At 49.2% G+C, this 24,095-nt stretch carries 23 protein-coding genes and 2 pseudogenes; 14 read left to right on the top strand and 11 right to left on the bottom strand.

The features are described 5' to 3' along the window. Positions 1-6: 6 nt before the first annotated feature. The gene (locus MKJ04_RS14300) at positions 7-1,749 is read right to left on the bottom strand and encodes a glycoside hydrolase family 15 protein (RefSeq protein WP_241642324.1); all 1,743 of its coding nucleotides are present in this window, start codon (positions 1,747-1,749) and stop codon (positions 7-9) included. Between the two features lie 269 nt (positions 1,750-2,018). On the opposite strand from MKJ04_RS14300, the gene MKJ04_RS14295 reads away from it, so the two are divergent. Next, positions 2,019-2,528: a vitamin K epoxide reductase family protein gene (locus MKJ04_RS14295; protein WP_241642323.1), complete on the top strand. Its 510-nt coding sequence runs from the start codon at positions 2,019-2,021 to the stop codon at positions 2,526-2,528. A 315-nt stretch (positions 2,529-2,843) separates the two neighbouring features. Here the strand turns inward: MKJ04_RS14295 and MKJ04_RS22885 are convergent, their stop codons facing one another. The 4 genes from MKJ04_RS22885 to MKJ04_RS14270 form a co-directional block, all read right to left on the bottom strand. Beyond that, positions 2,844-4,880: a gliding motility-associated C-terminal domain-containing protein gene (locus tag MKJ04_RS22885; protein WP_317246719.1), complete on the bottom strand. Its 2,037-nt coding sequence runs from the start codon at positions 4,878-4,880 to the stop codon at positions 2,844-2,846. Positions 4,881-5,184: 304 nt separating this feature from the next. Further along, positions 5,185-5,346 carry a hypothetical protein gene (locus MKJ04_RS14280; RefSeq protein WP_241642322.1) on the bottom strand — a complete coding sequence of 54 codons (162 nt, stop codon included), beginning with the start codon at positions 5,344-5,346 and terminating at the stop codon, positions 5,185-5,187. Between the two features lie 142 nt (positions 5,347-5,488). After that, on the bottom strand, positions 5,489-6,316 hold the full coding sequence (locus tag MKJ04_RS14275; protein WP_241642321.1) for a transposase: 828 nt from the start codon (positions 6,314-6,316) through the stop codon (positions 5,489-5,491). A gap of 316 nt (positions 6,317-6,632) precedes the next feature. Beyond that, the gene (locus MKJ04_RS14270; protein ID WP_241642320.1) at positions 6,633-6,866 is read right to left on the bottom strand and encodes a helix-turn-helix domain-containing protein; all 234 of its coding nucleotides are present in this window, start codon (positions 6,864-6,866) and stop codon (positions 6,633-6,635) included. Positions 6,867-6,960: 94 nt separating this feature from the next. Between MKJ04_RS14270 and MKJ04_RS14265 the strand changes: the two genes are divergently transcribed. Together MKJ04_RS14265 and MKJ04_RS14260 are read left to right on the top strand one after the other, a co-directional pair. Further along, complete coding sequence (locus tag MKJ04_RS14265) at positions 6,961-7,194, top strand: hypothetical protein (protein WP_241642319.1); 234 nt, start codon at positions 6,961-6,963, stop codon at positions 7,192-7,194. 65 nt (positions 7,195-7,259) lie between these two features. Next, complete coding sequence (locus MKJ04_RS14260; protein ID WP_241642318.1) at positions 7,260-7,724, top strand: hypothetical protein; 465 nt, start codon at positions 7,260-7,262, stop codon at positions 7,722-7,724. Here MKJ04_RS14260 and MKJ04_RS14255 read toward each other — a convergent pair. Together MKJ04_RS14255 and MKJ04_RS14250 are read right to left on the bottom strand one after the other, a co-directional pair. Continuing rightward, positions 7,713-7,883, bottom strand: coding sequence for a hypothetical protein (locus tag MKJ04_RS14255; RefSeq protein WP_241642317.1), 171 nt, complete (start codon positions 7,881-7,883; stop codon positions 7,713-7,715). The genes MKJ04_RS14260 and MKJ04_RS14255 overlap by 12 nt on opposite strands. 25 nt (positions 7,884-7,908) lie before the next feature. Beyond that, positions 7,909-8,175: a hypothetical protein gene (locus MKJ04_RS14250; RefSeq protein WP_241642316.1), complete on the bottom strand. Its 267-nt coding sequence runs from the start codon at positions 8,173-8,175 to the stop codon at positions 7,909-7,911. A gap of 649 nt (positions 8,176-8,824) precedes the next feature. On the opposite strand from MKJ04_RS14250, the gene MKJ04_RS14245 reads away from it, so the two are divergent. After that, entirely contained in the window at positions 8,825-8,920 is a 96-nt protein-coding gene (locus MKJ04_RS14245) for a plasmid recombination protein (RefSeq protein WP_241642315.1), read from the top strand. A 741-nt stretch (positions 8,921-9,661) separates the two neighbouring features. Here MKJ04_RS14245 and MKJ04_RS14240 read toward each other — a convergent pair. After that, positions 9,662-10,414: a replication initiation protein gene (locus MKJ04_RS14240; RefSeq protein ID WP_241642314.1), complete on the bottom strand. Its 753-nt coding sequence runs from the start codon at positions 10,412-10,414 to the stop codon at positions 9,662-9,664. Between the two features lie 162 nt (positions 10,415-10,576). Further along, complete coding sequence (locus MKJ04_RS14235; RefSeq protein ID WP_241642313.1) at positions 10,577-11,620, bottom strand: replication initiation protein; 1,044 nt, start codon at positions 11,618-11,620, stop codon at positions 10,577-10,579. Between the two features lie 1,115 nt (positions 11,621-12,735). On the opposite strand from MKJ04_RS14235, the gene MKJ04_RS14230 reads away from it, so the two are divergent. After that, entirely contained in the window at positions 12,736-13,491 is a 756-nt protein-coding gene (locus tag MKJ04_RS14230) for a ParA family protein (protein ID WP_241642312.1), read from the top strand. Continuing rightward, positions 13,484-13,747 carry a hypothetical protein gene (locus MKJ04_RS14225; RefSeq protein ID WP_241642311.1) on the top strand — a complete coding sequence of 88 codons (264 nt, stop codon included), beginning with the start codon at positions 13,484-13,486 and terminating at the stop codon, positions 13,745-13,747. The genes MKJ04_RS14230 and MKJ04_RS14225 overlap by 8 nt, the downstream gene beginning before the upstream one ends. A gap of 2,309 nt (positions 13,748-16,056) precedes the next feature. Here MKJ04_RS14225 and MKJ04_RS14220 read toward each other — a convergent pair. After that, entirely contained in the window at positions 16,057-16,512 is a 456-nt protein-coding gene (locus MKJ04_RS14220; RefSeq protein WP_241642310.1) for a hypothetical protein, read from the bottom strand. Positions 16,513-17,031: 519 nt separating this feature from the next. On the opposite strand from MKJ04_RS14220, the gene MKJ04_RS14215 reads away from it, so the two are divergent. Together MKJ04_RS14215 and MKJ04_RS14210 are read left to right on the top strand one after the other, a co-directional pair. Then, a complete protein-coding gene (locus MKJ04_RS14215; protein WP_241642309.1) occupies positions 17,032-17,397 on the top strand; it encodes a galactokinase family protein in 366 nt (121 codons plus the stop codon). Positions 17,398-17,403: 6 nt separating this feature from the next. Beyond that, entirely contained in the window at positions 17,404-17,559 is a 156-nt protein-coding gene (locus MKJ04_RS14210; RefSeq protein ID WP_410896826.1) for a hypothetical protein, read from the top strand. Positions 17,560-17,847: 288 nt separating this feature from the next. Here MKJ04_RS14210 and MKJ04_RS14205 read toward each other — a convergent pair whose 3' ends face one another. Continuing rightward, on the bottom strand, positions 17,848-18,234 hold the full coding sequence (locus MKJ04_RS14205; RefSeq protein WP_241642307.1) for a winged helix-turn-helix transcriptional regulator: 387 nt from the start codon (positions 18,232-18,234) through the stop codon (positions 17,848-17,850). Between the two features lie 108 nt (positions 18,235-18,342). Here MKJ04_RS14205 and MKJ04_RS14200 point away from each other — a divergent pair. The 6 genes and pseudogenes from MKJ04_RS14200 to MKJ04_RS14175 all read left to right on the top strand — a co-directional run bounded on the left by MKJ04_RS14200 (position 18,343) and on the right by MKJ04_RS14175 (position 24,085). Continuing rightward, a pseudogene (locus MKJ04_RS14200) lies at positions 18,343-19,217 on the top strand (SDR family oxidoreductase). Positions 19,218-19,324: 107 nt separating this feature from the next. Further along, on the top strand, positions 19,325-19,705 hold the full coding sequence (locus tag MKJ04_RS14195; RefSeq protein ID WP_241642306.1) for a DoxX family protein: 381 nt from the start codon (positions 19,325-19,327) through the stop codon (positions 19,703-19,705). A gap of 2 nt (positions 19,706-19,707) precedes the next feature. Beyond that, a pseudogene (locus MKJ04_RS14190) lies at positions 19,708-20,340 on the top strand (NAD(P)-dependent oxidoreductase). Positions 20,341-20,362: 22 nt separating this feature from the next. Then, positions 20,363-21,406: an LLM class flavin-dependent oxidoreductase gene (locus tag MKJ04_RS14185; protein WP_241642305.1), complete on the top strand. Its 1,044-nt coding sequence runs from the start codon at positions 20,363-20,365 to the stop codon at positions 21,404-21,406. A 443-nt stretch (positions 21,407-21,849) separates the two neighbouring features. After that, positions 21,850-22,683, top strand: coding sequence for a helix-turn-helix domain-containing protein (locus MKJ04_RS14180; protein ID WP_241642304.1), 834 nt, complete (start codon positions 21,850-21,852; stop codon positions 22,681-22,683). A 91-nt stretch (positions 22,684-22,774) separates the two neighbouring features. Then, positions 22,775-24,085 carry a TolC family protein gene (locus MKJ04_RS14175; RefSeq protein ID WP_241642303.1) on the top strand — a complete coding sequence of 437 codons (1,311 nt, stop codon included), beginning with the start codon at positions 22,775-22,777 and terminating at the stop codon, positions 24,083-24,085. Positions 24,086-24,095: the final 10 nt, after the last annotated feature.

Below are 24,095 nucleotides of genomic sequence, written 5' to 3'. Positions count from 1 at the left end.
AAGAAGTTACGAAGCGCTGTTGGAAAGAGAATTTTTATAGTCGATAATAGTGCAGATAAGCGAAGAGTGCACAAAAGCTTGGGGAAAGTTGCCCGCCATCATGCCTCCATCCAAAAATGCCTCTTCCGCTGCAAGCCCCAGGTCGTTGATGTAGTCTTCCACGGCACCCATTACCTCATGGAAACGTTCCCGTTTCCCCAACCTGATGTAACACTGGGCCATCCACAGAGAACCTGCCAGAAACATTCCCTCCTTCCTTGAATCAAAGCAAAGCAGGTGACGTCGGAACAGATTACCTTGCTGGTAATTGGCTTCCAGTTCTTTTATAGTGGCCACCATTTCCGGTGCATCCACAGCTGCATAACCCCACAGCGGAAACAAAGCCGCCGACACGTCCACGCCCTTCTCTCGGGCTGCCACGGCATAAGCCCCCTTCGGTGTCATGCAATGCTCTTTTACAAACTGTCGTATTTCTTTGGCGGCATTCCTCCATTTCTTTGCCTGTTCTTCATCTGCATAGGTGGCCACACTTTCCAGTCCAAGGGCTGCAATTACCTTGCTGGACGTGTAATGCCTTTTTTCTTCTTCCTCCCAGATGCCATAATCCTCTTTGTCCCAATTTTCAGAGAGGAAGTCAGCAATTTCGCTTACAACTTTCCAGTGCTTCCTTTCGCCTTGCTTTTTATAAATCTCATGGGCAGCCAAAAGCACGTTGCCGTTCGCATCCAGCTGCAGCTGGCTGTTCGCCCCGTTTCCTATCCTTACAGGTTGGCTGTTATAGTAGCCTTCCAGGTTCAGGCTTTCTTCCGCTGGGGCCTTCTCTTTATCAACAGTATAAAATGGAAAAATCATCTTCTTCTCCTGATGCCGATGGGCAGTGCAGACAAAGTCTAAAAAGCGGCTTCCTTCCTCGCCGTTACTATCCGCTCGGGTTAGTGCCCGAACAATCATCGCAGTGTCGCGCAGCCAGACATAGCGGTAGTCATAGTTGCGGCTTCCTCCCAGTACCTCTGGCAGGGAAGTGGTGGCTGCCGCTAAAATGCCTCCGGATTCCTGGTGCGTTAATAAGCGAAGCGCCCGCAGGGAATCGTAGAACAGCTTCTGATAAGGGCCCTTGTAGGTAATGTTGGAAGCTAGCTCCTCCCAGAAAGCAAGCGTTGCCTGCTCTGCTTCCAGAATATCCTTCAGAGATAGTAAGGAGTACTCATCCGTGGAAAGCACAAGCCATGCTTCCTCTTCTTTCTTGACAGCTACTCTAAGCGCTCCACGCTCTAAAGTTATTTTGTGGGAGCTGTAAAGCCTGTACTTTAAATTGATAATGGCATGGTCATCCTTTAGCTCAACCGTCGGCTCTTCCTGTCCATAAAGGGGAGCCGGCTCAAGTACGAAATCCACATCCTCAAAAACCGAAGTGAGGACTCTGCAAATGCCTTTTATTTTGTGCTGGACAGGCATGAAGTCAGTCAGGACCATTTGCTTCTCGCGGCGGCTGAAGTAGGTTTGCAGCACGGCTGAGTTGTCCTTATAGCTCCTCTTTTGATAGGCAGCGCTTAGGGGTAAAAAGCGCCATGCCCCGCCTTTCCCTGCATCCAGTAAAGAGGCAAATAAAGAAGGGTTATCAAACCGCCCAGGGCAATGCCAAACAATGTTTCCTTGTGTAGTAAGAACAGCTGTCGTTTTGCAGTCACCAATCAAAGCTAAGTCTCGAATAGCAGGCCAGTGGAGTTCGGTATTATTATCTGAGTTCATGCATCGTCTTATTTTATGGTAGAGTGTTAAAACAAGCTATAGATCATTATAACTGTTGCTTTAGACATACGGGGTATCTGAAAAGGAATCTAAAACAGATATAGCTTTGCTACGTAACTTTATTTAAGTGTATGCTAAAACATTTAAGTTCATGGAGTCAGAGTCTTTGCCTTGAGGTATTACCCTTCGGTGAGGTAATGATTTAGAATGAAGGCCTGACTCATGATGAACAAGTAATTTTACTTCTTTGATCTACAATACTAAAAACTATGAAAGCAGCTGAAATTAGAGACGCACTCCGTAAAGACCACTCAGAGGGTATGGACAGAAGAAGACAGCTGATGCTGCTGTCAGCAATTGGTATGGCAGACTTTAACCTAGTCTCTTTACTGCAGTCAGGCGTGGTCAGGAGATTACCCGACATCCCGTACCCGGAGGTGTTTGACACCCTAGCCGTCAATACCTCCAAAGCGGCTTTTAAAATGGGGTTACCTGATGCCGTAGTTAGCAACTTGCTGTTCTCTGTTAAAATGGCTTTGGCCACAGCCGGGGGAAGCGAGAAGTCGGGCAGAAAGCCAGTGTTTGATCTGTTGTTGGGAGCAGTATCCATGGGACATGCGATGGGTGCGGTGAAGATGACCTACAGAATGTTCTTTAAGCAGAAGAAAATCTGCATTTACTGTCTCACAGGCGCAGCTTTGATTGTTTCCTCCGCAGCTGTTATTGCCCCCACTGTCATGGGTAGTGCTAAGAAAATGCTTAGCTCCTCTGATGAGTAGGGATTGAGGCAAAAGCGGTTTCAAGAGTGCTGTACCCGACGAGTCTAATTTAACTTGAATGGAATCCTTTGCACCAAAAGGGCAATTGGACAGTACCTTTACTGTAGCTGCCAAGGGAGTAACCATGCATTTATTTTAAGGCCGACTTACGTGTGTGGAGATGCTTCGGAAGATCTAAGAATCTTTTTGAGTAGGCAGCTTTCTAAAATTTTCTGTTCTAGAAAGTTTGTACTTAACATAAGGTAAATTATAGGACTAGATGCTTTAATATATAAATATATTAAAGCATCTAGAACAAAGCCTATTAAGGCGCATCTACCTGAGAACTTCCACCCATCCTTTCCAGGTCACGCCACCTGCATCGCGCAGAAGGTAATAGTACGTGCCATTCGCTAGCCCTTCTCCGCTCCAATCATTCTGGTAACCGTGCTTCTGGAGGACCAACCGGCCCGAGCGGCTGTATACCTGCAGTTCCAAGGGAAGGCAGGACACCTCCACTACAAAGGCTTCATTCATGCCGTCGCCATTCGGAGTGATAATATTGGGGATCTGTTGCCGGCTCTCTACCGTCACTTCTGCCACTTGCGCGCCCTGAGGGCAGCCATCGCCATTATAGGCAGTCAGCGCCACCCGGTAGGTGCCGCTCTCGCTATAGAGGTGGCTGGGCGCCTGCTCAGTGGAAGTGGCTCCATCGCCGAAATCCCAGAGGTAGCGCGTCGCTCCTGACGTGACGTTCGTGAAGCTGACTGTAAGCGGGGCGAACCCGGCGACTCCCAGCTTCCCACTACAGGCCGTCGGCACAGCCGCAGCAACCAAAATCGGCAGCGCGCCCACAGTCACGGTTTTGGAGGCGCTGCTGCTGCAGCTCCCCGAACGCACGGTGTAAGTAAGTGTATAGGGGCCTGACGCTACCTTCGACGGATCAAAGACACCAACGGCGCTCACCCCCTCGCCCGACCAGGTGCCGCCCGCCGGACTGAAACCACTTAAGGCGAAGGCGCCTGCCCCGACGCAGACCGCTTCATCGGCTCCGGCTGCGACTTCCGGCACAGCGGCGATCGTCAAGTTGGCGCCCATCTCCCCACTCACCACGGACGGCATGTCAGCCACCACCCGCATCCGGTAGCTGCTGCCGGGGGGCACAGAGGCCGGGATGGCAACAGCTATTGGGTTTATCGTCCCGCTCCCAATAGCCAGGGGTGAGGCGAAGGAGCCCGCAGCGTCTGAGAGCTGTATAGTAAAGACGTTGTCTGCGGCAAATGAGCCGGTGTAGACAAACGGTACCTCGGCCGGAGAACCGGCACAAAGAGCGGAAGCCGGCAAAACGCCCAGCACCACCGTGGGCGCCCGGGGGGAGTGCTTTGCCACAAATGCATCTATTTTACCGGCACTGGCCAACGATTCCGCCCCGAAGGCGATGTCGTATGTAAAATAGCCTGTCACGTAGCTGTTGCCCGCCGCGTCGAAAGCAATGTCGTTCACGAGGCTGCTACCGGTACCGTCCCCCTGGCTTGCCCACAGCCCCCGGCCGTCCCTATCGTACTTGGCCACGAACACGGCGGTGCCGTAGGCCGACTCTAGTTTGGCAGCACCGAATTCAGCATAAATGGTGAAGCGACCCGTCAGGAAGAAGTTTCCTGACGCCTCTACCCTGATCGCGGCGCTATAGCAGTTTCCCCCGATACTCTTTGCCCACACCTGCCTGCCGCTGGCGTCATACTTAACGATAAAGGAATTGTCGTAGGCAAACAGAGAGGGCTCCAGCGTGGTCTTGCCAAAAACGGCCTTGGAATGGTAAGTTCCGGTGACATACGCGTTGCCGGCGGCGTCTACCCCAATGCTCTGGCCGTGAATCCGGTTGCCAACCGGATTCACGGCCCAGGCTATGCCGCCACTGGCGTTAAACTTGGCGACGAAGACATTGTAAAGGCTGCCATACCCGTCGTTATAGTTGACGCCGCTGACAAGCGTGATACTCCCGAAGCTGATGGGCTGCAGAAAGCCTCCCGTAATATAGACCTCCCCCACCGTGTTTACTGCGATGCCTCTGACACTCTCACCCCCGGTACCGCCTGCTTGTTTGGCCCACAGCACCCTCCCATGCGCGTCGTGTTTGACGAGGAAGATATCTGTCCCTCCTGCGCTTCTCAGGGTGAAGCCGCCAAATGCAATCGTACCCTCGAATTCACCAGCCATATAGTTGTTGCCCGCCGCATCAACCGCCACGGACACTCCTTTGTCAAAACCGGAGCTACCGGCGCTTCGGGCCCACTCCCACTTCTGACTGTAGGCCAGAAGTGCAAAAGAAAGCAGAAGGAGCGTAAGAATCGCTGTTCGTACAGATTGGACCATGGCGAAGCTAAGAAGTGTCAGAAACTACAGGCAAGCAGGGGTATCGCCTACCGAGAATCAATATCGAAATATACGAATAAAGGTTTTCTTTTTCTGCTTCCCGAAGATCAGGGTTCTCAGATTGTGTAATTGCCGATGACACAATCTGAGAACCCTGATCTTCGGCTGTTTGTGATTTTTCCCTTGACGATGGCGCTAAATAACTTCTAGAGTAGGTGTCATAGAATTGCTTCATACGATAGAGCCCCTTCTGGTTGAAGCCTTTCAGCTCTGGGTGGTTTCTTTTTAAGAGGCGGCAAGCTTATCAACCGTTTTCTCGCCCCAACTGGCGGTGGCAATCCGCCTGCTGATGTACTCCCCCACCTGCCAATACAGAATTGATCAGTTCCGTGTTGACGGCGCTCAGCGCATTGCTCCTGGCTTGCTGGATAAGCGTTGTGATCTCAGAGAATTGGTCCTGTGACATGGAAGGTATATGGTAAAAGGTTAGTTACAAAAATGTCACATTCTCACTCCTTGTCAACTCCCAAGTAGAGGCGTTATATACCTGTGGCCGGAGATCAGTGAATGTGAAATAACACTTGACTATCGATTATTTATGAAGCTGTTTAGCGTTTTTCAATTTTACTTATTTTCCGGATAAAGAGCACAGTAAAAGCCAGTAAGTGCAGGTCCAGCCAGTGCTGTGCCTTTGTCTCAAAGCGTATGAGCAGGGCCTTGAAGCCGTCGAGCCAGGCGTTTGCATGCTCAATGACGGTCCTGTTTTTAAAGAGCTCCTCGTCAAAATAAACATACTCTCCATTCCCTCCCCCGTTTCTGGGGTTAAAGGCAACGTTTGCCTCGATCTTCATCTCCGAGCACAGGCTCCTGAAGGCTTGGGAGTCAAAGCCCGCGTCAGCGTTGAGGAACAGGCCCTCTGTCTCGATGCCCGCCTCTGCCAATAGCCCGCACAGCTCGGCCATGACCTGCTCTATTTCAAACAGGTCATGATGCGCTCCTGCGATCGGCCCGCTGCAGGCCAGCATGAGCCCCTTGCTGTCAGAGAGAAACAGGCTGTTGCAGCTCTGGGCGGCCTTCCTGGCCTGATAGCTCACATGCTCCCCTCCGTTCTTGCAGACGGTCTGACTCCCGTCCAACTGCACCGAGGAGAGGTTGAGCAGCCTGCGCTGGCTCCTGAGCAGCCCTGTCCAGACGCTTCTCAGGCTGCCGTCGGCCGACCACTTCCTGAAATGGTGGTACACCCCCTGCCAACTCAGGCGCCTGCCCGAAAAGAACTCTTTTGTCGGAAGCTCCCGCCACTGGCAGCCCGTTTTAAGCCTGTAGAGAATGGCTGAAACGATCTCGGCGGCCTTAGCCTGCAGTTTAGACCCTCTTTTGCCCATACTCAGGTGAGGCAAAATCCAGCGGTTAATGCTATCTTCGCTTATGACTTCCATCGAATTAGGTTTAGGTTCAAGATGTCTTTCCAAACACTTTTACCTACCTAATTCTTTGGAAGTTCTTAAAACTCTAAACAGCTTCTATATTAAAATACTTATTGAACACTGCCTGTAATCGCAGCAGCACAGGCAATCGGGCAGTTTGATGAACATCTTGGCCAGCACTCTCTAAAGGGGCCGCGCTTCAAAGGCAAGGGATCCTGGGTTGGCCGAGCCGCCTTTGCTCCCCGGAAAAGGAAATCTAGGGTAAGGGCACAGGACAGAGAGCGGCCCTCACCCTTTTCCCTTCTGTGCCTCCCCCACAGACACAGAATCAAATGTCCAAACCAGAGAAGAACTCCCGGAGCGTGACCCCGTGGATGTCGAGGATGCGCAGCAGGCTGGCCATGGTTAGGTTGGCCCCCTTTTCGTGCCGCCCGTAGCCCACGCGCGGCAGGCCGTTGTCAAAGGCGAAGTTTTCGTAAGAACTGTAGCCCCGCTCCACCCGCAGCTGCCTGATTCTCTCCCCGATGGCCCGGAGCCTAAGGTCCGTCGAATCTCTTTCCATGTCCTGATATTGCGGTTTTCCCGAAAAGTCCGAACAAGCGCTCTTATATTTTACCTTTTAAAATAAACATATTATATTATACATAGTATAATATATGGCAAACCTGATAAGAAACTCCGAGATGAACGCAAAGAAACTGCTGACACACCGCTACATAAACAACGCGGCCATAGCCGATGACCTGTTCCCCAACCAGAAGCACTCCAAACAGACGCTCAGCAACAAGCTCCATGAGGTGCTGTCGGGGACGGGCAATCAGCGGCTGACCGAAAAGGACTGCCAAAAACTGCTTGCCCTCTTTGAGAGGTTCCTCAACGAGGTGCGGTAAACGCCCTGCCGGCGGCCCAGGCACAGGACCGGGCGCTGCGCCGGCACCATAAAAAAGAGCATCGCATGAGAAAAGGCATCATCAGAAACGAGCAGATGACAAGGGGCGGCCAGAAGCTTTACCCTGTCCACCTGGAGAACGAGGAGCTCTCCTGTGTCATCGAGCAACTGCTGGAGGACCTCTCCCTCTACGGGCGCGACAGCGTGCGCGCCTTCGTCAGAAAGGACAGGGGCGCCAAGGGGGTGGACTTCCGCCTCCGCGTCACCAGGCTCTGGGAGGGGGAGGCGCTGCGGGTTCGCCAGTGGGCCTTCGGCATCAACTCCAACTGGGAGGTGGAGGGCTTCTTCGACCATTGGGACGATGTGACCGGCAGGCCCGCGGCCGAGGAACTGGCCGGGCGGCAGATGCCGGTCATCGGGCGGATCCTGAGCCGAAGGGCGGCCGCAAGCGGGGCCCCGGTGCGCAACCAGCTCTTTGACGGCGACGGCTGGACGTGCGTCTATGAGCAAAGCAACAGGCTATCGGGCTGAGGCAGCCCCCGGAGAAGGCCTCGTCAGCACGTCCTCCTCCCCTCCCTTAAAAAACCCGCGGATGACCTTCCGCATGTGTATCTCTGCCTCGGTAAGCTTCCTGAGCTGCACGGCGTGCTGCGCGATCACCTGCGGCTTTACCAGGCTGTTCTTCTTCATACAGTTGCCATGCTAGGCAAGTTGGTTAATGTTTTTTACTGATGGCCCCGGCTTCTTTTCCTATTGCCTCCAACTCGTTGAGTACCTTGCGCGGGTTATAGATGAACCTGTCCTCCCGCATTTTGGGCTTTCCCCGGGGGTAATCTGCAAGCTCGCTGCAGTTCGATTCTGCTATTTCCTCCATCAGCTTTGCATGCTCTGCGGCGGTGAAACAAAGCATAACACTGACGCTTCGTTTCTTGTTTGGGTTCATTTTGGGCCTGCCGCCTTTGCCTTTCTTCTCATTTCCCATTGGCATTTTTCCAAGTGCCAAAAAATAACGAGTCGCGAGTTATTTTCTCCCATGTTCCGGCGGAGCCGGGTCATGGCAAGAGGTTTTGAGTTACTCAAAACACATCTTGCAATCCAAATCCCGGAGCTGCTTTAGAGACACAAATCACGACGGTCTTTCCACACAAGGGGAAAAATCATGCTTTTGGGCAGGCCGATAAAATATTAGCTTTTAACAGGAAAGGCAAATGCTGGCGCTGTTGGAAAAAGAGAATGAACTTGCCAGCCGGTGATTCAATTTAAAACGCGTGATTTGCGCGAATGAGCTTAAAAAACACACTTTACGTTTTACATAATACGTAAAGTGTAATACGTAAAACGTAAAGTGTAATACGTAAAGTGTAATACGTAAAGTGTAATACGTAAAACGTAATACATATTATGTATTAAATAATATGTATTTCTGGTTAAGTATCGGTTGACAATTAATTTGCGCCTTGCGCTTTGCTACTCGCGGTAAAAAGGAGCCTACCTGCAGTTACACCCATGCTCAAGGCGGCGCTTGAAGCAGCCCTTCGCCCCTGCCCCATACATCGTGCCCCATGCGGGCATCAAAGCGATTGAGGCAGATGAAGGGCTGGCTGAAGGCTGACCACCAGTTCGTAGTATAGGTGTTGGGCAAGGAGAACCTGGTGCTGCACCTGGACGAGAAGCCCCCGCACCTGCACGCGGTGGTGGTGGCCCCTGGTAGAGGGGCGATCTGGTAGCTAGGGGGCAACAAAGTGGAGATGAGTCAGGGAATAGAGAAGCACGGCAGTCTACAACTCAGAGGGCTGGCACATGTGTCAGCGGCCGCGGGTGCAGGAGGCCGCATTAAGCGATTTGCCGCACTGTACGGCGCTGGACACTCAACACCATCTCGATGCGAGCAAAGCGCGCAGGAGCGCTTCAAATTAGCCACAGAAGAGAAAACGGACGTGTCCTCCAACTCAGGCGCAGGGAGCTCAAAGAGGAACAGAAGGAGCTGCTGCGCAATCACGCCAGCGCCTACCGAGTGAGCGAGAAAAAGGGCGGAGCGGCGGCCAAGACATCGGGCGGTAGCCGCCAACACCGCTACCGTCGTCCCAGGTGCTTGAGGGTAAAGATCTCCCGCTGCTCTTCCGAAGTGATTTGCCCCCGGATGTAGAGTTCGTCCAGCTGCCCGGTGAAATCGTTCAGCTGGCAGGCGTCGGCATGGTTTGTCTGACTAACATATTTCCGTCAGGCCTGCTGCTCTTGGTCGGGCAGGGTGTACTCGAATATCTCTGTCTGGGCATCCTGCCTGTTTTCAAAAGCACTGTCCTAGCTTCAGCCGTTTCAAAGCTAAAGCTAGGACTTCATGAAGGCGTTGACGGCCTAGCTCATGCTTTGGCGTAGCCAATACTTGTCCAGCATCCTTCTGAAGGTTGGATATCGTCACCAAACAAACCACACGAGCGGAAACTGCCGCCTGTGGTAGCCGGTGCCAGTCACTGCGCGACGGAGGGGAAAAGGATAAGCTGGGCAGGGGCAGTCTGGGCCGGGCTGGGGGGCCTGCAGTAGTTTACGGTGAGCACCAGCTTGACCACCACACGCTTGTGTCTGTGTTCCCGGTAGCGGATTTCCAGCAGCCCCCTGTCGCGGATAGTCTTGATGGCCTGGTCCACCACGCGCGTCTTAAAATCGTAGTAGCGCTCGTATTCGGCATCGCGCTGCCGGTATTTGCGCACCCCAAGCACCACCTCCTTGAGCTCCTCCACTGAAACCTCCACCTTGCGCGCGGCGACGGAAGCGCGCAGGAACCAGAACAGGCGCTGGGTGTGGCTGTGACGCAGCATGACGAGGCTGGCGATCTCTTTCAGGGAGAAAGCGCTGGTCAACTCCTGCAGCTCCTCTCGGGCGTGGGGGGAGAAAAGCGCTTCCAGGTAGCCACCCTCCGCCTGGCTGAAGGTCAGGTACTCGAAAAGCGGGTAATAGCCCATGCTACTGCGGTTGGGGCCCGGTTTCGTCAGGCGCTTTCCAGCCAAGTCGTGAAGGGCCTCCTCGAGCAGGGTGTAGTGCTGCTCGTTCGGGTTGGTCCCCAAAACCTCCTCCAAACCTATCCGGAGGGGCATCCCCTGGTCATAGTGGGTGGCTTGCTCGAGTAGGTGTGTGAAGACCTTTGTCTGCAGGGTGTCCATCCCAAAATCAGAATGGGCAAAGGCGTGATACGGAGGGGATTGTGAGGTGATGCTGGCTTTCATCGCAGGCGTGATTTTGGATAGCCTAAGATACGCAAAACCCGCGAATTCGCCTGAAAAGTGAGAAAAAATGAGTGAAACCGAAACTAGCGGCACGAGGCAGTCTCAAAACGCAAGCCCTGGCAAGCGCGTTCGCCTCGTATTGCGTTTCGGGATTACTGAGGGCTAGTCTAGTCCGAATTTTTTCTTGAAAATCCCGTAGGCATAGGCCGTTTTGTTTTCGATGGCATGGCCAAGCTTGTTGAAGTTGGTGTTTTCTACTTCATAGCAGGCTTTGTTAATATCGCTGAGGTTCCCGTTTTGGAGTATCCGCCGGATTTGGTAATCCGTGAACCTGAATTTTGACATGCGGGCATACGCCATGGCCTGTCGCTCAGTGAGTTGCTCCTGCTCTGCGGGCCCAGCGTGGGCCGCCCTGAGTTTTTTCCCCTTGAGCAGGGTAAACTTGATGGCCGTCACCTTGCGGCCCGTTTTAATCGGCGTGAATTCGAAGGGGATGTCCGTCTTGGCGATTTCCTTCAGTGCCGGAGCAAGGACCCAGCGCCGGAGATCGGAGTATTTGGGGTAAAGGTGATACTCCACCTCCTTTCCCTTGCTCAGCTTTTCGGTATAGTCCAGGCCGAGCTTGAACCTGAACTCAGTAACACTCATAATTCGATAGCCCGCCTTGGGGGAGTCAAACTGCTTGAGCAGCATGTAAATCCTGGACGTGTAGGTGCTGGAGAACCGGATGCACTGCTTGAGCTGGGCCTGGGTGAACTCTTTGCGGAGCTGCAGCAGGTGCGGTTTCATGTCCGTGTGTGGGGTTATTTTGACTATACCCTGCTTCTTGTAGTAGGTGGCGTCTGTGACCAAGTGGGCGTAACGCGTGGTGTTAGGGCCCTCCTCCCACTCCACAACATGGCTCATCAGGCTCTTGATGTTCTTGCTAACCTCTTCGTAGAGGTGGCTGCCGGATTTTAGGTCGGCCAGTTCAATGATGTCCTGTACACGGATGAAATAGTCCTTGAACTCGGTGTCGGTTTCGTCAATGCAGGAGAGCATGGCGAAGAACAGGCGCCACTCAATGTAATTGAGCCTGAACTGCCCGTTTAACAGGAAGTTAGAGAGCGCGACCTGTGCATCGCCCCGCAGTGTGATAGGCGTCGCGTGCGTCGGTACCACCATCCCCTCAGGACCGAGGGAAAACATTGAGAGTTGCTCCTCCATGAAGTCTAAGGTAAGCGGGTACCACTGCAATTGCAATAGCTACTCAGTATCTCTCATATTTCGCGCCCGGTGTGCGGAGCCGGTTCTGCGAACCTCGTTTTTTCGTTTCCATCCCTTCTGCTAACTTATCCACATCCTGCGGGTTTCTTCTAATCCACATAAAAGATACGTATATTTTATATTACTATTTTAAATACATTATATAGAGTAAGTAAGGGAAGTATGAGGACCACTGAGCCGAATGGGGCTTAAAAGAGAGAATCACTGAGTCACCAAAGGTGAGAAACACTGAGTAAAGGTGAGAACTACGCAGTCAGGGCTGTTTAGGGAGGATATTGTATCAATTTCTCCTTCTTTCATGCGTTATTGACTTAGTATCTCTCATCTTTCGTGTGCTGGCCTTCTTTTGACTCAGCAGTTCTCACCTTTCGTCTGTGCCTCGCTCAGTGCTTCTCACAATATCACGACGTGCTTTCCTGCTTAGGTGCCCTTTGGCGGGTATGGGCAGCGGCGCCAAATCTACCAGGGCAGTACCGTCAAGAGGAGCGTGCAGCCTTTGGGCCCATATACCATTTCATTCGGGGACAGTGTCGTGCGTACTTGGCCCGATGGCTGCTTCAAGAGTGCCTGGGGCCATTTAGGGAGTCCCTCTTGCCTCGTGCTTCACGGGTGTCAACCTTGTCTTACCGTATCTTCGCATGGCAGTATGACAAAACAATGGTAAGACTCCCTTGTGGTCCGTTGGTTCGTGGTTATCTCAGGCAACGAATAATTACGAAGCGTTCTTGTGCCTTTTAGCTCTTCACCCCGAAACAGCCGTCCAGTGTACCACTATTTGTTCCCCCTCCTCCTACCCTGCCAGCGCTTGTGTTGCCTACTGGACTGGCCACTGCGGCTCTTCTTTCTTTTCCGATTAGTTGCCTCTGCCAGCAAGGGGGTGGTGCCGAGATCCTGTACAGGCCATACCGTCCCGCCTGTTAACAGTGTATGGGAGCTGATTTCACATGAATTCATACTGTATAACATGATTACGGTATGACATATTTACAACATTCCCATTGTACCGTATCTTTGTTTTACTATCTTGCAGCGCTATAACAGTACGGGAGAAACGCATGACAAAGGTTATCACCATTGCGCAGAACAAAGGAGGCGTGGGCAAGTCCACCACTGCCGCTAACCTGGGGGCCGGTTTGGCGCGCCAGGGAAAAAAAGTGCTCTTAATTGATATGGACGCACAGGCCAACCTGAGCGCCTGTTTCACCTATGAAGGCAGCTTCCATGTAGGCCATTTGCTGACTGGGGCTTCGGGCGTGCAGGATGCCATTGTCTCGGTGGGCGATCGGTTGGACCTGATTCCCTCCGTGAAGTCGCTGTTGGAGTTCGAGGAGGCGATCGCCGGCAAGCCGCGCCGCGAGGATATCCTCCGCAAGGCCATTAAGAAGCATGTGACGGGCCACTACGACTATGTGCTCATCGACACCCCTCCCCACCTGGGCCTGATGACCTACAATGCGCTTTATGCCTCGGATTACTACATCATGCCGATGCAATCTGAGTTCTTCAGCTATGACGGGATCGATACTCTCATCGGGCACTGCAACAATATTGCAGAAGACACCGGCCTGGAGCTGGGGGGAATCGTGTTGACGCGCTACAACGAGAAGAAACGGGGAATGGCGCTGCAGGCGATCGCCAACGCCATCAAAAGTGATCCGGACTACAAGACCTTTAACTCCTACATCCGCGAGAACAACAAGCTGTACGAGGCGCAGCTCAAACACAAGGACATCTTCTCCTATGACCCTGGTTGCAATGGGGCGGAGGATTATCATAAATTAACACTTGAATTGATTGAACGCTATGGCTAAGAACGATTTCGCCGATGACCTGAAGGCCAGGAACAAACCGAAGACCGTGGAGTACCACTACCGGAAACAGGGGAAAAACGGAAGGAAGAAAGACATCGTCACCTACTCCCTGCTTCCGGCCCTGGCGGATAAGATTGAGCGGTGGGCCTACCATGCCCGCAAGGACAGGTCTGAAATTGTAGAGGCCATTCTGCAGGAGGCCTTGAAAGGCAAGGATTTTGACCCGATACCGGATGACAGCCCGCTGGAGCTGTAAGCCTCTGGTGCTGATTATCCTCTTAAGGCATTATGGTAATACACTATTACCATAATGCCTTTTTTCATTATTACGGTAAACGAACCCAGCCCACATCCCGTTAGTCTGTGGCCTTTGCGGTTACACCAGAGATGAGTCAGAGCCTGCACGTACCCAGGGATATGGGGCTATACATGCAGAGATGACTTTAAAGCCTCCTGAAAGGATATTACGATTTGGGTTAAGGGCACTTCCCTGCCGTTCAGATCCCTAGTTCAATTTCATCTGCCATTCCCCCCTTTGCCAAACCTTTTCGGTATTACAATTTTACTGTAATACCGAATTATAAACTTACATTCTTGCACCAATACCGTCATGCCACGGCACACCCTAAGCCCTAGGCATTTCAACTGCTATGCCTTCTAAAGAATAACAATAGACCGGGCAATGGGAAAGGACTTGGCCCTGCGTGGCAGGAGACCAAAGCACCATCCAGAACCAAGGCATCACCCAGCAATACAACGTGCCTGTATGTATGGGAATCTGTCATAAGTATATTTTATTACCGTATTACTGCATATCAGTATTACGGTGTTACTTCATTTCCGAATTATTTAACTACTGTGCTTATGTATTATTATATTACAGCAGGCGTGTTATACTATAATATGCGATCTAAAAGCTTACCTGTGGAGGGGGTTTCTAGAATATTGAACCTTCTCGCCCAGATACTCCTAAGTGCAAATGTTTCTAAAAAGGAGAGGGGAGAGGGCGTACGGGGTCCTGGTAATCCCCAGTTACCTACTTAAAAAAGGGGGGTGCATAGCCTCCGTGCCTGCGTCCCATACCCAACTAGAGCAGCTTACCAAAGAGCCAAGCAGCAATGCCATAGAGTTTCTATCATCCCAGGCGAGCATACACGCTTTTTTTGGAGCAATAAGCTAAAATACCCACTAGCGAACTTCGCCTTGCAGCAAAGTCTCCTCGTTTCGGATACAACCCTGTTAGGGCAGGGAACATATATTTTATTGCTCCACCCCTTTGTAAAGAACATGCAGCCGATACAGCATATCGTCCGAAATGAGGATCGCTGGCCAAAGCCGTGCTGCGGCTATAAAGAAAGCCTTAATAAAACTCAGGATTGGGAAACGAGCAAAAGGGGAGATGCCAGGACAAAACAGAAGAGTATCCCCTTATTAAAAGAAATCATACGGTTATACTGTCACGCAGAATTATGATGTGTTCGTAATAATTCATTACTGTCATCCTGTATTATTGTCGTTGCGTATTACAGTAACACAATATGATAAACATAGCTAGGGAAAGAACATGAAGGCGCTCGTATAAAAGACAACGAAATAGGAGGGAGACAGGATAAAGCTATAAAAGGGCGAAAGAACAGCTGCTGTAATGAAACAGCGCCCTCCCCACAACTCGCCAGCAGCCATAAAGCATTAATGCTCCTTTGCCAAACGGTTGCACCCAGAAGTGGTCGTATGCCTTCTGGGCTTTAAGAATCCCTTTTGCCAACGTAAAAGGGAGCCACAGGGGTAACGTCCCAGGTGTCGTGGAACGCCTTGGCGTTAGGAGGCTAAAGGCACTGCTTTACAGTAAAAGAACAGGCGCATTCAAACTTTATCATCCTGCCGAACACTGCCTGTTGCTTAGGCAGTGTCCTTGCCTGTAGCGCAGGCAGTAGGGAAGAGCTAGCCGCGATTTCTAAACAACTTTACACGAGACACCATGCAAAATGAAGTTCTCGGGCCACTCCTCAATGGGGCGCTTTGCCTTTGTCCGAAGATGACCGAGGTCAAGCTAAAAAAGAATGAGCAAAATAACGTCGAGGTCGTGAACAACCAGGCTGAGACTGCCTGAAAAAACATCCAGTAAGACCTAGCGATACCAGGATCAGTTCCAACGATATCATCATGGAGGAATAAGAGGAAGCGGAATGGGACTTGAAATTTTCAGCCAATTCCGGCAGATATTCTCCATCTGCTGCTGTTAGTCAGCTAAATTCTGTCAAAAGAGTTACTTATGTGCCTGCCATTTGCGTACTTTAATACAGACGTTTTAATAGACCGTGTTAGCCTACCATAGATTGCATGCTTCTTTCCCAAAGCTACTCTCCGGTCTTGTTGCGACGTCACATTACGTTTCTTGAGTGATGTGCTGAACGGGTATTGCCTTTTTTATACGGCCCTCAAGGACTTTAACAGGTGAGCCGGAAACCTCCGGCATCCAACCACTTCTTTTTGAAACAAGCGTTACATGTGCTTTGAGAGTGCTATAGGCTATAAGGTTAATGTTTTAGTTCTAACAATTTCCGGTTATTCTCTTTCGAATTCTATGGTGTAAATCTCATGATGCGCCCTCACCAATGTTCGGTCCTCATTGTCCTCGTAATAAATCTGATCCATAAATTTGCCCACCCACGTCATACGGTCACCTAAGATTTTCACCTCAAACAAGTTATGTAGGGAGACTTTTAATTCAATGTAGTTTTTTCCATCCTGGGGATATACTGAATACCTCATCTTTGAACCAGCTGAGTTTGGATGCCACTTATTAAAAAATGTTGAGTCAGCCATAAACTCCCAATATCTATGATAATCATAGTTTGTAACATGAAGCTCCTGGTTTTCTTCATTATAGTACTGACGCGTTTCCTTGACACTGTTCCATTTCCCCTGTATCTGCTCACTTAGAGGCTCGATGTTTTCTAACTCTTTACATGAAGTCAATAGCATCAGGAAAAGGATAGGCAGCAGAAATATTTTTTTCATCGATAAGCTGGGTTTGCTTTCACCAAATTTATATATATATAATAAATATATAACAATGTTTATTATATATGAAAGCACTCTTCTCAATAAAGGTGCTATTGGCTTTCAAACGCCAGTTACAGCGAATTCATCACCTTTGGCACGTTGTTAAGCGGCGAATTTACAATAGTAGACACGGTATATGTTTTTAGCTAACTCAGAAAAAGCGAGCTAATTCTGTAGCATACTGCGCCAGTTCCCATTGTTCTTAGAATATTAGACTGAAGCATTAATTGCAAATGTTACAGGAAAAGTTTTCTTAAGTGCAGGGCTATTAGGGCAATGTATTTGAGCACTAATTCTGGTAAATTGTGAGAAAGCTAAGTAATAGCCCAATAATAGAAAAAAGGAAGCTGCCTGTTTTGAACTGGTAAGGCTATATGCAAAAACCTGACGGGACAGCTGTGCTTTTGTAGGGCACAGATATATAAATGATAAATTCTCATGCTTGCAAACGCAATAGGAGCAAAATTTACAACCTTGTTCCATTCGGAACCTTTGCTTGTTCGCTCCCCCGGCAGAAACAACCTGATCGGCGAGCACACCGACTACAACGAGGGCTTTGTACTCTCGACTGCCAACGACAAGCAAATGGTGCTGGCGGTTGCCAAAAACGACACCTCAACCATTCGCCTCTTTGCTTTTTATCTGGACGAGACGGCTGAGGCTGGTTTGGAAGGATTAAAGCCCTCACCGGTATCGTGGGCTAATTATATCTTGGACGTGGTTGACCAACTGCAGCAGGCCGGCCACCAAATCGGCGGCTTCGACTGTGCTTTTGGCGGCGACATTTCCATGGAGGCGGGCCTTTCTTCTTCGGATGCGCTGGAGTGCGGGGCTGCGTAAGCCCTCATCCAACTCTTTAATTTGAATGTAGACAAGGCCAGCCTGGTGAAATTTGCCCAGAAGGCCGAGCATACGTTTGCGGGGGTGCAGTGCGGCATCATGGACCAGTCTACCTTTACTCGCGCGCACGGCCCAACACTTCCACAGTATGCCTTATCTTAGTATACCAATGAAGAGGTACCTGCAATTTCTAAACAGCTTTAAGCGAGATGAAATATAAAATTCATGTTGGTAAAGTTCTCTGGCTACCTCTCAATGGGTGGGTTTGCCTTTGTACTGAATAAACCCGAAATCATGATAAAAGAGAATAGACTATTTTACATAATAGGTGTTATAAGCAATACATGCCTTTCCCGAATTCCCCATCTACAAGTAAGTTGGTTAATCGAATAATATTGTGTGAGAAACATAGACAGGATTAAGGTGGTTTAATTTCAAACTGTTACTAATCTAATTCTTCACGGGTGTATGCAGCCCCTTCATGATTCTTTCCCGGTGCATGGCTCCCCATTCGCTGAGCGAGTGCATCACATCCTGCAGCGTGTTGCTGTATTCCGTCAACTCGTATTCCACCACCACCGGCGTGCCGGTATAAACCGTGCGGCTGATAAAGCCGTTCATCTCCAGCTCTTTCAGCTCATTTGAAAGTACTTTCGCTGAAATCCCCTCTACTCTCCGCTGCAGTTCATTAAAGCGCTTGTTGCCTTCTGACAGCGCTATGATGATGCGCAGCTTCCATTTCCCGCCAATGGCATAAAGTGCGTCTGCTACTGCCCCCAGGCTAGCTGTGCATTGCTGGGCGGTAGGTTTGTCTGTTTTATGATCTGCTATGTTCATCGCATTTTACTTAACTAACCTAAAGGTAACTACTAACCTTATGGTAATTACTAACTTTTGGAAAGCAAATTTAGGTAATTTTGTAATATCAACAAAGTAATTAAAACCATGAGCAAGATTTTAGTAACCGGTGCTACCGGACAATTAGGCCAGGCAGTTGTAACAGAACTGCTTCATAAAACAAATGCAGGTAATATTTCTGTCCTGGTGCGGGACCTTGCAAAAGCGGAAGAACTGAAGGCAAAAGGGATAAACGTAATTCAAGGGGATTACAACGAGTATGAATCCTTAGTGGCAGATTTCAGGGAGTAGATAAACTATACTTCGTTTCTTCGAGCGATATAATGAACCGCTTTGCCCAGCATGAGAACGTAGTAAAAGCTGCCGTAGAAGCTAAGGTGGACCACATCTTTTACACAAGCGCCCAGCGCAAATTGGAAGATGGTTCCTCACCAATTGCCCTGGTAGCTGATGCGCATTGGAAAACAGATAACCTGATCAAGGCATCAGGTCTTACTTATACCATCTTAAAGAATGGCTTGTATACCGATATTCTGCCAATGTTTATGGGCGATAAGGTAATTGAAACGGGCACTATTTTCCTGCCAGCCGGTGATGGGAAGGCTTCGTATGCCGGCCGTCATGATCTGGCAGCCGCAGGTGCTGTGCTGCTTACTACAGAAGAGCACGAAAACAAGGTTTATGAAATGGGTGGCCCTGTGGCTTATTCCTTCCAGGACATTGCCGGCATGCTCAGCGACCTATCCGGCAAAACGATCCAGTATGTTTCACCTTCACCGGGCGTCTACAGCGAGCAGTTGAAAAGCTACGGTGTTCCGGACGAGATGATCCAAGGTGCTGCAACCTTTTGTGTAGCCATTGCCCAGGGCGAGTTTGATTTCCCTGCTACTGATCTGGAAACAATACTGGGAAGAAAAGCGCAGACGGTTCAGGATTTCCTGAAAACAGCTTATCAACTGTAATAATCAATCTATAAAGGTGGCTGCACCATCAGTTTATAGATTGTTATATCGGCAAATGGTGCAGCCATTCTTTACTTATTTATCCTTTATCTTTCAATCAACTTAAAATGAAAATAGTTAGAATCATCACCATCATTATCTCTGTACTTGCAGTAGCTATGGTAGCCTTTAGCGGCATTATGAAATTAGCCGGCGGTGCAGAAGGTGCAAAAGCGCTGGAAGCAGTAGGCGTGGGGCAATACCGGATCATGCTGGGCATAGCAGAGATTGTTTTCGCAGCCTTGTTTGCTTTCCCTAAAACCATGCGACTTGGCTTTATTTTGCTGGCCAGCTACTTTGCCGGTGCACTGGCTACAGAGTTATCACATGCCGCACCACTAAATGCCCTTATACCACTGGTACTTATCTGGGTTTCTGCCTTCCTGCGAGATAAGGCCTTGTTTCTACCGGGTAAAAAAGAGCTTGTTTTAACACCTCAGTCGAATTAAGCGTGAAGATAGCAGTATTTGGAGCCAGCGGCGCGATAGGCCGTTTGTTTGTAGAGCAGGCGTTGAGAGAGGGGCACCAACTGCACCTGTATAGCCGCAAAACAGAAGGATTGCCGCAAGCAGACAATTCCCAGATCTTTATGGGAGAGTTGTCGGACTTTGACCAGGTTAAAGAAGCCATTAAAGGTACAGATGCAGTGGTCAGTTTTCTGGGGCCTGCGCTGAAACGTTCTTATCCGGGAATGCCGATTGCCACAGGTCATAAGCATATTATTCAGGCCATGAAAGCGCTGGGAATTTCCCGCTTTATTACCATTGCCACCCCTGCCGTACCCTTCGAGTAGGACCACACTTCCGTGGCTACGGTATTGCCAAAAGTGATGGCAAGGTTATTTCTTCCTAAACCATATAAGGAGATTGTGGCTTCTGGTGAGCTTACCAAAGTTTCCGGACTCGATTGGACCATCGTTCGATTCATTGCCCCGGTGGACGGTGCCCCAACCGGCAATGCGAAAGTAACCTTTGGAGATAAAAAGATCAGTTTCAAAATCACCCGGGCAGACATTTCTGCCTTTGTGTTAAAAGAATTGAGCAACCGGGAATATGTAAGGTCCATGCCTATCATTGGCAGTTAATAACCAGATTCTCTAATAGTATATGGCACAGAAAAAGACGCTCGAACTTGGGGTATACTCGTTTGGGAACACGCCCCGCAACGCAGACGGTAGTTACGGCACTACTGCGCAGGCCATCCGCGATGTGCTGGAGGCAGTGAAACTGGCAGAAGAAGTAGGGCTTGATTTTTTTGGCTTTGGCGAACACCACACCCAATCGATGCCAATTTCATCCCCAACCGCGCTGGTGAACCTGGCAGCGGCCTCTACCAGCCGGATCAAACTCGGTACGGCAGTCAATGTGCTTTCCACCGATGACCCCATCCGTGTATTCCAGCAGCTAGCTACAGCAGCAGCCATTGCGCCAGCGCGTATCGAAATGGTAGCAGGCCGGGGTTCATCAGATATTACCTTCTCGATCTTCGATCAGGATTCGAGCGAATACGATAAGCTGTTCAGTTCCAAGTTTGAATTGTTACTTCAATTAAACAAGCAGGAACGCGTTACCTGGGAAGGTCCGCACCGTAGCAAGCCGCTTCGTGATACCTTGATTGTTCCACGGCCGGAACACCCTCTAAAGATCTGGTTGGGTACCGGCGGAAGTCCGGGTTCTGTTTACCGGGCTGCCGAACTCGGCGTGCCCATGTTCCTGGGTATCCTGGGTGGCACGCCGGAGCATTGGGGACAGTATAGCCGTGCCTTCCGCGATGCCTGGGTTAAAGCGGGGCATGCTGCCAATGAAGCTGACATTGCCGTTGCCGTGCACGGATTTGTTGGTGAAACGGATAATGAAGCCCGGAATATCTACTTGGAACACGAGCTTCGTATGTTCCGGACCGGCTCAGCAGAGATTGGTCGGAAAATGGATGCGCCTTCGGGTCGCGAAGTTGAACTGCAAAAGGGGATGGTGTTTGCAGGTGGACCTGAAGAGGTGGCAGACCGCATCCTTCAGCTCCATAAGCTGCTAGGTCATTCCCGCCAGATCCTGCAGATGGATGTTGGAGGCATGCCGCACGAGACCTTCCTGAAGAGCATTGAATTACTTGGCACCAAAGTCTTGCCTCGCGTGCGCAAGGCGCTTGTTTGATAAGGTTCTACTATATTGGTGCGAAACCAAAGGGTGAATTTATCCAACCACGAATCCGCTCTACAATAGATGGGGCGGATTTTCTGCTTATGGTAGACCGCAGGATTGACTTATCAAACCATATTTACAAGGTTTAGTTGTCGTATGAGGTGGGCTAAAAAAGCCGCACAGTTGATTTACTTAACTCCGCAAGAAAATAAAAGAAGAACAAGGGCTTACAGCTTCGCAAATATGACGGTGACTCCAAAGGTGAAGTACTCCATATCGTGGCCAGTGGTCGAAGCGTATGTTGAGGATAAGCGAGAACTTAATAGATCGTTGGAAAGTGAATGGGATGCCATGCACCGGTAAATATTTAGGGTAGGTTGTATATAATTTAACATATCTAGGCCTTACTATAGTAAACATCTTTGATTCGTTTAGTTGTTTTAAAACTACAATGTATGGCGTTTGATATTAAAGTCTTTGATGAGCATACCCTTTTTGATTACCTAGTCGTGAACCGACCTCACCATCCTGAAGCCCCTGCCTTCTTCATTGTTAAAAAGGGAAGCTTGGTTTTTATTGAAAACCTCCATACCATTACGCTTACAGCAAATTCAGTGTACATTATCGACCCTAAGAAGGTCTATGAAATACTGGAAGTAAGTAAGGACATAGAAATCATGGCGGTAGCTTTTGCAAAGAATTATGTTGAAAAACTGCCTTTGAAAATAGACCGGGTGAATGTTTATGTTTATTTAAGTAACAAAAGAGTAAGGCACTTTCTACCACTTCCGGAAAAGTTTTCTGCTATGGTAATTACTGCAGAACTTTTACAGTCCAATCTTAGCAATCCAACTTCCGAATCTCATAACGAGGAGATAAGCACCCATTTATTTTCAGCTCTTCTTTATCAATTTGTCCAGATTGTCGAGGCTTACTCAAAATCGTCAACAAAACAAAATTCCCGCAAGGAGGAAATTGTACTTACCTTTTTGAAAGAAGTGGAAGAGAATTATCTTAATCAGCGGGACATCACCTTTTACGCAGGGAAACTTTCCATTACTTCAAGGCATTTGTCTGCAGTCCTTAAGGAGGTAGCAGGGAAAACAGCCGGGCAAATCATTTCCGCTTTGCTGTTAAGGGAAGCCAAAGCAATGCTTTCTTCAACGGACAAATCAATCTACGAAATAGCATCAGACCTAAAGTTTAGCGATCAGTATGCTTTCAGTCATTTCTTTAAAAAGCATGTTTTAGAGACACCGACCAGTTATAGACGCAATTTTAGAATATAGAATCTTACTTTTGAACATTCTTTTCATTATTCCCACCATTTTTTGAGGCTCTTCTCGAATCTACCTTTGCCCTGTAAAAATTTAAGTAAATATGAAACTGAAAAACAGGGTATCAGTTTTCTTTCTGATGTTTTTTTTCTTGAATGCAAACGCACAAACATCTCAGCGCATCATGCCGCTGGAAGAAGTGCTGCAGCTTGCACTTGAAAATCATGCACAGTTGAAATTATCCGTAGCAAATGTAAAGATCGCTAACCAGCAAACTAAAGTTGCAGAGCTGCAACAGCTACCTACAATCACTGCAGGTGCAAGTAGCTTTTATGTTGGTAATATCAAATTGATGGATGAAAACTTTTCGAAAGTGGAAAGTTTTGAAATGCCTCATTTTGGGAACACTTATGGCATACAAGCGTCTGAGGTATTATACAAAGGCGGTTTGGTTAAGAAGTCAATAGAAATCTCGCAGCTGAGGGAACAGATCTCTGAACTCGATCTGGAGAGAGACCAGCAAAACATTAAGTTCCTGGTCCTTTCAAATTATCTCGATATACAGAAAGCAATCAATCAAAGAGAAGTCTACCTGCACAACCGCAAACTTGCACAGCAGCGCCTGGATAATGTGCAGAAGATGTATCAACAGGGCATGGTCACCAGAAATGAGGTCATCCGTGGAGAATTGATGATAAAAAATCTTGACCAGGCAATTTTAGTTATCGAAAACAACCGCTTGGCTCACAATTACCAACTGACTACCGCTATTGGTTTGTCTCCGGATGTGCTTATTGTACCAGACGAAAATACCGGAGAAATAGGTGCCTTGAACAATCTGCAGTATTACTTCGATTTGGCACATACAAATCACCCCGTTATCAAATCAGCCAAAACCTCGATTGCTATGGCGGAAAAGAATGTTGAGATAACAAAAAGCGAGAGAATGCCCACAGTTGCTGCTGTTGGTGGTTACAATATGAACCGACCACTTACCAACTCCCTTCCGGCAAAAGATTTATACGCAAGCACCTGGCAGGCAGGCATCTCGATCAGTTATAATATCGACAATCTATTTAAAACCGGCACAAAAGAAAAGTTAAGTAAAATGCAGGCCGCTCAGGCAACAAACGCAATGCTTTTGCAACAGCAGAACCTTGATATTTTGGTAAATACCTCATTCCTCAAGTTTCAGGAAGCTATGAAGCAGGCAGAGATTTCTAAAGAAAGTGAAAAGCTTGCCAATGAGAATTATCGCATTATTGAGGCGAAGTATTTAAACCAACAAGCACTACAGGCAGACATGCTGGATGCAACCAATGCAAAATTAGAAGCAGAGTTGCAGTACGCGAATGCTGAAATTAACGTGCTTTATCAATACTCCAACTTGCTAAGAGCAACAGGGACACTATAAAAATTAAATT

The organism is Pontibacter sp. E15-1, assembly GCF_022601975.1.
Classification (GTDB): Bacteria; Bacteroidota; Bacteroidia; order Cytophagales; family Hymenobacteraceae; genus Pontibacter.
The sequence above is the reverse complement of the archived record's forward strand: the minus strand, read 5'-3'. Positions and strand labels throughout refer to the sequence as shown.